The sequence below is a fragment of the Puniceibacterium antarcticum genome (assembly GCF_002760615.1).
In the GTDB taxonomy this organism is placed as follows: Bacteria; Pseudomonadota; Alphaproteobacteria; order Rhodobacterales; family Rhodobacteraceae; genus Puniceibacterium; species Puniceibacterium antarcticum.
The window spans coordinates 26209-33772 of sequence record NZ_AWWI01000062.1 but is presented as its reverse complement, the minus strand read 5'-3'; the positions used below and the strand labels follow the sequence as shown (position 1 = coordinate 33772).

8 protein-coding genes and 1 tRNA gene are annotated in these 7564 nt (G+C 63.6%); 3 read left to right on the top strand and 6 right to left on the bottom strand.

All coding sequences use genetic code 11. The annotated features are described in order from the left end of the window. Nucleotides 1–468: tetraacyldisaccharide 4'-kinase (locus P775_RS09100; RefSeq protein WP_143520849.1), on the top strand; the 468-nt coding region annotated here is incomplete at its 5' end. A gap of 13 nt (nt 469–481) precedes the next feature. Here P775_RS09100 and P775_RS09095 read toward each other — a convergent pair. Next, nucleotides 482–1342, bottom strand: a complete 861-nt coding sequence (locus tag P775_RS09095) for an N-formylglutamate amidohydrolase (protein WP_099910699.1) — start codon at nt 1340–1342, stop codon at nt 482–484. Between the two features lie 147 nt (nt 1343–1489). Here P775_RS09095 and P775_RS09090 point away from each other — a divergent pair. Together P775_RS09090 and ykgO are read left to right on the top strand one after the other, a co-directional pair. Then, nucleotides 1490–1564 (top strand) — tRNA-Val (locus P775_RS09090). Between the two features lie 83 nt (nt 1565–1647). Then, entirely contained in the window at nt 1648–1773 is a 126-nt protein-coding gene (gene ykgO, locus P775_RS09085) for a type B 50S ribosomal protein L36 (protein ID WP_089269051.1), read from the top strand. Between the two features lie 177 nt (nt 1774–1950). Here ykgO and P775_RS09080 read toward each other — a convergent pair whose 3' ends face one another. The 5 genes from P775_RS09080 to P775_RS09060 all read right to left on the bottom strand — a co-directional run bounded on the left by P775_RS09080 (nt 1951) and on the right by P775_RS09060 (nt 7556). Beyond that, nucleotides 1951–3636 carry a peptidoglycan-binding domain-containing protein gene (locus P775_RS09080; protein WP_099910698.1) on the bottom strand — a complete coding sequence of 562 codons (1686 nt, stop codon included), beginning with the start codon at nt 3634–3636 and terminating at the stop codon, nt 1951–1953. Between the two features lie 100 nt (nt 3637–3736). Then, a complete protein-coding gene (locus tag P775_RS09075; protein WP_099910697.1) occupies nt 3737–4936 on the bottom strand; it encodes a phenylacetate--CoA ligase family protein in 1200 nt (399 codons plus the stop codon). A gap of 27 nt (nt 4937–4963) precedes the next feature. Beyond that, nucleotides 4964–5350: a cupin domain-containing protein gene (locus P775_RS09070; protein ID WP_143520848.1), complete on the bottom strand. Its 387-nt coding sequence runs from the start codon at nt 5348–5350 to the stop codon at nt 4964–4966. Nucleotides 5351–5379: 29 nt separating this feature from the next. Next, nucleotides 5380–6204 (bottom strand): ABC transporter ATP-binding protein, encoded by an 825-nt coding sequence (locus tag P775_RS09065; protein WP_099910695.1) that lies wholly within the window; start codon nt 6202–6204, stop codon nt 5380–5382. Between the two features lie 68 nt (nt 6205–6272). Continuing rightward, nucleotides 6273–7556 carry an ABC transporter substrate-binding protein gene (locus P775_RS09060; protein WP_099910694.1) on the bottom strand — a complete coding sequence of 428 codons (1284 nt, stop codon included), beginning with the start codon at nt 7554–7556 and terminating at the stop codon, nt 6273–6275. Nucleotides 7557–7564 lie beyond the last annotated feature (8 nt).

Genomic DNA, 7564 nt, shown 5'->3' with positions numbered 1-7564 from the left:
GGGCCGCTGCGCGAACCCATCGCCCCCGGCCTGGCCCGCGCCGATCTGCTGCTGTCGATCGGCCCCGGCCCGGCACAGGCGCATTTTGCGGCCCAGTGGGGGGACCGCGTGACCTTGCCGCACATGACCGGCCACCTCGCACCGCTGCAGACCGGCATGGACTGGCAGGGCCTGCGCGCCCTGGCCTTTGCCGGGATCGGCCACCCGGCCAAGTTCTTTGCCACACTGCAGGGCCTTGGCGCCGATCTGGTCCGCGCCGAACCGCTGGAAGATCACCAGCCACTGACCGCCGCCCTGATGACCCGGCTAGAGGTTGAGGCAAAAGCCCTTGGCGCCCAGCTTGTCACCACTGAAAAGGACGCGGTGCGCCTGCCCGAATCTTTCCGAATGAAGGTTCTGACCCTGCCGGTGCGCTTGCAGATCGACGATGCCACACCGCTTGAACAGGCGCTGGACGCGGTGATCTGAGCGCAACGGGCAGCTACTCCGCCGCAAGCCGCTCCTCGCCCCGCCCGATTGTGGCAATATCCGCGATAACACCGCGCAGCAGATCCCGGAACGCGTTGAAATGCGCATTCGGGCGAATCAGCTGCTCGTCCATGTAGATGCCGCGATCGATTTCGATCTGGACCGCATGCTGGTGACGCGACGGGCGGCCATAGGCCTGGGTGATATAGGCCCCGGCAAAGGGCGCATTACGCGCAACAACCAGCCCCGCTCCGGCAAAGGCTGCCTCGATCCGATCCACAATCGCCAGATCTGCCGAGGCGCCGAACCGGTCCCCAATCACGATATCGGGCCGGGGCGCACCACTGCGCACGATGCCGTCGACCGCCTCGTGCGGCATGGAATGACAGTCGATCAGAATGGCCTTTCCAAACCGCTGATGCGCGGCCTGCAGCAGTTTCTGCAACTCCCGGTGATAGGGGTACCAAAAATCATGGATTCGCCGCTCTGCCTCGGCCATGGGCAGCTTGCCACGATAGATCGCGCGCCCGTTCGCCACCACGCGCGGCACCACGCCCAGACCACTGGCCACGCGCGGATTATGCCCGCCCCGGCGCACCCCCTCGATCAGCGCCGGATCCAGCTCGTCACAGCTGCGGTTCAGATCCACAAAGGCGCGCGGCGCAATCGCGGTCAGGAACGGCGCCCCGAACTGCGGCGCACAGGCGAACAGCTGATCCACATAAGCATCCTCGGAAGAGCGAATCGCATGTTCGTCCAGCAGGGTCTGACGCATAAAGGACCACGGGTAATCGCGCCCGCTGTGCGGCGATGCAAAGACCACGCAAGAGGTGTCAGCCGCTGGTCGGGCAAGATGAAAGGCGACTTTCGGCATCGCTGCTCCTTTGGACAACACATAAACCGATTTTTTCGATTGCCAAAAGCCCTTGATCCCGCCAGCGACTCCTTTTATAGGACCCGAACCGGCGCGGATTTCCGCGCCCTGTTTAACGACGGGGCGCTGGGGGACAACCCGGTAAGTGGGCGGTTAGCTCAGCGGTAGAGCACTTCGTTGACATCGAAGGGGTCACAAGTTCGATCCTTGTACCGCCCACCATGAGATCACCTGCTTTGGCCCGTCGGGTCAAAGTGCCCGCAACCTGAAAGGCGCTCGCGCGCCGCGAAAGAGGAGAGACCAAAATGAAGGTCAAGAACTCGCTCCGCTCTCTCAAGAGCCGCCACCGCGACTGCCGCGTTGTGCGCCGCAAGGGCCGTGTCTATGTCATTAACAAGACACACCCCCGGTTCAAAGCCCGTCAGGGCTGAACTGGTCTGAAAGATCGGTATCTGAAAAGGCCACCCCTCACGGGGTGGCTTTTTCTTTGGGATGTCGCAATTATCCGGCGCAGCAAAACCACGTGCCCCTCCCGAATCCCCAAAAGGAAACGGCGGCAGGATGGCCCCGCCGCCGTGATTCTATTCTGTACCCCGTAGCGTTCCGCCTTAGCGCAGGATCGAATCCGCCAGCAGCCGCACCACGGTCGACTGATCCAGATAGCCCGTGACGTTCAGCTCGCGCGATTCCTGATATCGGCGAATCGCACGACGGGTCCGCTCATCGAACACGCCATCCACCTCACCGGGTTTCAGGCCAAGCGCCTCGAGCCTGTCCTCGGCGATGCGCCGTGCGGACTGGTTCAGGTTCAGCGCAGCCTCTTGTGCTTCGGCCTGTGCCTCTGCCTGTGCATCCGCCGAAGGCACCTGCTGCGCGTCGATCTCAGCCCTGGCCTGCTCGGCAAAGGCGCCTTCGGGAAAGGTCTCCAGATAGCTCTGATAGCCCGCGATGGACCCGACAGCGCGCGCCTGATCCCAGGCCTCGCGGTCCCGCGTTGCGGCCTGCTGGCGCTGTTCGTCCTCGAACCCGCTCAGGCGCTCTTGTGCCACCTCGGCAAACACCCCGTCGGGATAGCGCTTGAGGTAGGCGCGCAACCCGGGCGCATCCCCCTCTGCCCCCGTCTCGTCCCAATAGGCGCGGTCCAGCCGTTCCTGCTCGGCCTGACGCTCCTGCGCCTGCGCCTCAAGATCCGCCGCGCGCCGGTCCGCCTGACCGTTCAGCCGGGTGATCTGCTCCTCACTCAGATAGCCAGAGGCGGGAAATCCGTTCTTGCCCTGCCAGCTCTGCACCGCCGTCCGGGTGCCGGGGCCAAAGATCCCGTCGATCCCCTTGGTGTCAAACTCCAGCAGCGACAGATCGCGCTGGATCTCGCGCCGGGCATCACGGCTCAGGCTCAGCGCGTCTTCTCCCTGACGTGCATCGCGAAACGGTTCGGCCTTGATCGCGTCGATCCGCGCCTGCGCATCGCTGGCGTGGGTGCCACGGGGAAAGGCATCCAGATAGCTCTGATAGCCCGCGACATCATCCCGCTCGCGCACCGATTGCCACAGCGCCTCGTCCGATTCGCTGACCTGTGGCTTGGGGGTGGGCGCAGGCGCAGCACCGGGCGCCGTCGCCGTTCCCGGCGCCACTGCCGCCGTCTTCATGAACACGAATCCCTGCGGTGCATAGCCGCTGACGCGCAACCCCGCGACTGTTCCGGCGTCCAATACCGATTCGCCCGACTGGCCCAGATCGCTGCGGGCAAACTTGGCCACATCCGATGCAGGCCCCTGTAACACACTGACGCCCTGCGGCACCGCCAGATCGCCAAGACCGCCGGTCACGATCTGCCCGTCAAACTCGCCCGCGTCTCCATCCCCCAGCAACAGCAGTGCCTGCCCGGGATAGCGCCCCAGCACCGCCATCACCTGCGACAGCGGCAGACCATCGCGCAGCACGGTCGCATCATCCAGCGGCGACGTCATCTCGACCGGCAACAGATAGCTGTCCGTCAGCGTATGCGCGAACCGCCCCGACAGCACGACCGCCACCCGGTCCGCCGCCGGGTCTAGCCCGCTCAAAAACCGCCCAAACCCGTCCTGCATCTGTGTTGCTGTGGCCTGCCCAAGCGACACAACCTGAAACCCGGCCTTTTCCAGCGGCGCCGTGGCCGACAGCACACCATCACCACCGGTCAGCCGCTCCATCACCGAATAGTCGGAATTGCCGATGATCAGCGCATCGCTTTCAGCCCAGGCCGCCCCCGCCGCAAAGCTCAGGACAGCCACCGAACCCATCAAAATACGCATCATCACACCATTCCCTTGTACCAGCCTATGTCACAGGACAAACGCGCGGCGCAGGGATTTGGTTGCCACCTACTGAGAATACAGGCGCCTGCAGCAATCCGGCTCAGTCGTATTTGCGCTGATCCTCGATCACCAGACCATCGCGCGGCAACCCGCCCGGCGCCACCATCTCTACGCGGCCTTTCAGCTTCAGCACCTCTGCCACGCTCGCCGCAAAGGCATCCGCATCGCCACCCGTGGTCTCGATCCGCACGGTCATCACATCGCTCTCCCCCTCGCGGCTCGCGACAACCCGTGCGCGGTCAATCTCGGGGTGTTTTGCGACCAGCGCCGCCACCTGTTCAGGGCGCACAAACATGCCCTTGATCTTGGTGGTCTGATCGGCCCGGCCCATCCAGCCCTTGATGCGCATGTTGGTCCGCCCGCAAGGGCTGCTCCCCGGCATCACAGCGCTCAGATCGCCCGTGGCAAAGCGGATCAGCGGATAATCCGGGTTCAGCGTGGTCACCACAACCTCGCCAACCTCACCCTCGGGCACGGGATCGCCGGTGCCGGGGGTGACAATCTCGACGATCACATGCTCATCGACAATCATCCCCTCCATCGCATCGGATTCATAGGCGACATTGCCCAGATCGGCGGTGGCATAACACTGCAGACAGGAAATCCCCCGCCCCGCGTAATAGGCCCGCAGCGACGGGAACAGCGCACCACCCCCCACGGCCGCCTTGGTGATGCCCAGCGTCACGCCCATCTCATCGGCTTTCTCAAGGATCACCTTCAGGAAATCCGGCGTCCCGGCGTAACAGCTCACCCCCACATCCCGCGCGGCCGTCACTTGCAACTCGGTCTGGCCGGTTCCGGCAGGCAGCACCGCCGCCCCCACAGCCCGCGCCCCGGATTCAAAGATCATGCCGGCCGGCGTCAGATGATAGCCAAAGCAGTTCTGCACGATATCCCCCACCCCGATCCGGCAGGCGTTCAGAAACCGCCCCATGCGCCACCAGTCCGGGCTGACCCCGCCCGGCTCATAAATCGGCCCCGGGCTCTGGAACACATGCGCCATATTGCGCACCAGCATCCCCCCAAAGGGCGGGTTTTCCTTTTGCCAGGCGACCAGATCAGATTTGCGCAACACCGGCAGATGCCGCAGATCATCGAGGCTCTGCACCGACTCCGCCGCGATCCGGCAGGCGCCCGGATGCGCCGCCACGCGCTCAACCTGTTCGATCAGCGCCGCCAGCTGATCAGCCGCGCGCGCGTCGGCACTGCGCGTCTCCAAAGCATCGAAATAGCTGCTCATCTCAAACTCCCTGTCGCCGCAACGGCCCTATTCGGCCAGCACCTGAAACGGCTTGGTCTTGTCCACGATATGCGTGGTGTAGATCACCACCGGATGATCCCCCGCCACCGTCAGCCCGCCATGCACCTCACCCTCGGCAAAATGCAGCGGCATGTCATCGGCAAAGGGCACTTCGCGGCCATCAGGCAAAATCATCTGCCCGCCAACCGCCACGACCGAGTTTTCATCCCCCGGATGTGTGTGCTTGGGGATATAGCCGCCCGGCTGCACGACCAGCTTGGCCACCACCACCTCCATCACCTCCGACCCGCTCAGCGGGCTGCGGCTCAACTCGGTCCTCTCGATCAGCTCCTGCGCCCCCGCAGGCAGCGCCAGCATCACGGCCAAAACCGCCAAAGTTCCGAAACGTCTCATCCTGAAACCCCTCCCAAGGTTGATCCTCCTCACGCCAGCCAGCGCTTGCGCCGCCGATAGCTGCGCACATCGCGAAAGCTTTTGCGCCCCTCATCCGACATGCCCAGATAAAATTCCTTCACATCCGGGTTCTCGCGCAGATCCGCGGCCAGCCCCTCCATCACCACGCGCCCCGATTCCAGAATATACCCCGTATGGGCAAACCGCAGCGCCACATTGGTGTTCTGCTCGGCCAAAAGAAACGACAGCCCCTCCGCCTCATTCACCGATTTCACAATCTCGAAAATCTGCTCGACCAGCTGCGGTGCCAGACCCATGGACGGCTCGTCCAGCAGGATCATCTCGGGGCGGGACATCAGCGCGCGGCCAATGGCACACATCTGCTGCTCGCCCCCGCTCGTATACCCGGCCTGAGATTTCCGCCGCTCGCGCAGGCGCGGGAAATAATCATAGACCATTTCCAGATCCGCAGCCACGGCCCCCTTGCCGTCGCGCCGCGTATAGGCGCCGGTCATCAGGTTCTCCTCGACCGTCAGATGCTGGAAACAATGCCGCCCCTCCATCACCTGAATGACGCCGCGCCGCACCAGCTCCGCCGGATCACGGCCCTGCACCGTCTCCCCCTTGTACTTGATAGACCCCTTGGTGACCGCGCCCCGTTCGGACTGCAACAGGTTCGAAATCGCCTTCAGCGTCGTGGTCTTGCCCGCACCATTGCCCCCCAACAGCGTGGTGATCCCGCCCTTGGGCACCGACAGCGATACGCCCTTCAGCACCAGAATGACGTGATTATAAATCACCTCGATATTGTTGACCTCAAGCAGGGGCTCACGGATCGGCGCGCTGTCCAGCATCTTCTTCTCTTTCCAAATACGCAAAATCCCGACGGCGGCACCACGCGCCGCCGTCAGGCAGGCTCAGATCAGTTGCACGCACTCACCGGCCAGGGTTCGTTGGCCGCCGCGTATTCCGCCGCCATCTGCGCCTCCAGCGGTGCGATCACCTCAGCCTCGGCCTGCAGCAGATCGCTCACCTTCTGGAACTTCTCACCATCCCATTCCAGCATCCAGCCGCCGGAATGCCCGGTGTGGTTGGCACAGGTGGTCTGGAACGGCGGCACCATGCCAGTCATCCCCAGCTCGGCCAGCCGCGCCTCGGTGATGTTCAGATTCTCCAGGCCCCAGCGCAGATCCGACGGCGAAATCTCGGCCGTTCCGGCATGCTCCTGCGCCACCTTGATACCCTCGGCCAGGATCATCGAAATCACCAGACCGCGCGAATAGAACACGCCCTGCATTTCCTCTTCGTTGGACAGGGTCTTGCCCTCATCCACCACATATTTCTGGATATCCGCCATCAGCGGCGCATCCAGAACCGGATAGGAAAAGCTGATGGATTTGTAGCCCTTGCCATCCTCGCCCACGATCTTGAGGTCGGCGTCATGCCCCGCCCACCAGACGCCGATCATCTTGTCCATCGGGAACCGGGTCTTGACCGCCTCGGTGATCGCCCCGGCATTCATCGCGCCCCAGCCCCACATGATCACATAATCGGGCCGCTCGCGACGGATCTGCAACCACTGCGCCGACTGGTTCTGCATCTCTTTCAGGCCCACGGGAATCGGAAGCAGCTCGAACCCGATATCCGCCGCCTTCTTCTCCATCAGCGGCAGGGGTTCCTTGCCGAACGGGTGGTCCAGATGCAGGAATGCGACCTTCTTGCCCTTCAGGTTCTCCTCCCCGATGTATTCCAGCATCATCGACGCGGCATCCCAGTAGCTCGCCGGCGTGTTGAAGGCCCACTGGAACACCTTGCCATCGGCCATCGGGCTAAAGCCATAGCCGGGCGCAAGGATCGGGATCTGATCCACATTGCTCTTGGGCAGCACCTGCAGCGTGATGCCCGTCGACCAGGGCTGCGTCACAATCGCCTGCCCCTTGGTCTTTTCATAACATTCCACGCCCTTTTCGGTGGAATAGCCGGTCTCGCATTCCTCGAAATTGATCGCCACGCCGCCAATGCCGCCGTCGCGTGCGTTCAGCATCGTCATGTAATCGCGCTGCCCGTTCATCAGCGGAATGCCCGTCGCCGCAAACGGCCCGGTGCGATAGGCCAGGTTCGGCGCATACAGCTCCTGCGCCACCGTGCCCGTACCCAGCACCGCGCCAAACGCCGCCAGTGCCGCCAGTCTGGTAAAATGTCTCATCTCAGGTC

What these genes read in the sequence shown, in the direction of transcription:
- P775_RS09095 (WP_099910699.1), bottom strand. Translation starts at nt 1,342, where the DNA reads ATGCCGAAAGTCGCCTTTCATCTTGCCCGACCAGCGGCTGACACCTCT.
- ykgO (WP_089269051.1), top strand. Translation starts at nt 1,648, where the DNA reads ATGAAGGTCAAGAACTCGCTCCGCTCTCTCAAGAGCCGCCACCGCGAC.
- P775_RS09080 (WP_099910698.1), bottom strand. Translation starts at nt 3,636, where the DNA reads ATGATGCGTATTTTGATGGGTTCGGTGGCTGTCCTGAGCTTTGCGGCG.
- P775_RS09075 (WP_099910697.1), bottom strand. Translation starts at nt 4,936, where the DNA reads ATGAGCAGCTATTTCGATGCTTTGGAGACGCGCAGTGCCGACGCGCGC.
- P775_RS09070 (WP_143520848.1), bottom strand. Translation starts at nt 5,350, where the DNA reads ATGAGACGTTTCGGAACTTTGGCGGTTTTGGCCGTGATGCTGGCGCTG.
- P775_RS09065 (WP_099910695.1), bottom strand. Translation starts at nt 6,204, where the DNA reads ATGCTGGACAGCGCGCCGATCCGTGAGCCCCTGCTTGAGGTCAACAAT.
- P775_RS09060 (WP_099910694.1), bottom strand. Translation starts at nt 7,556, where the DNA reads ATGAGACATTTTACCAGACTGGCGGCACTGGCGGCGTTTGGCGCGGTG.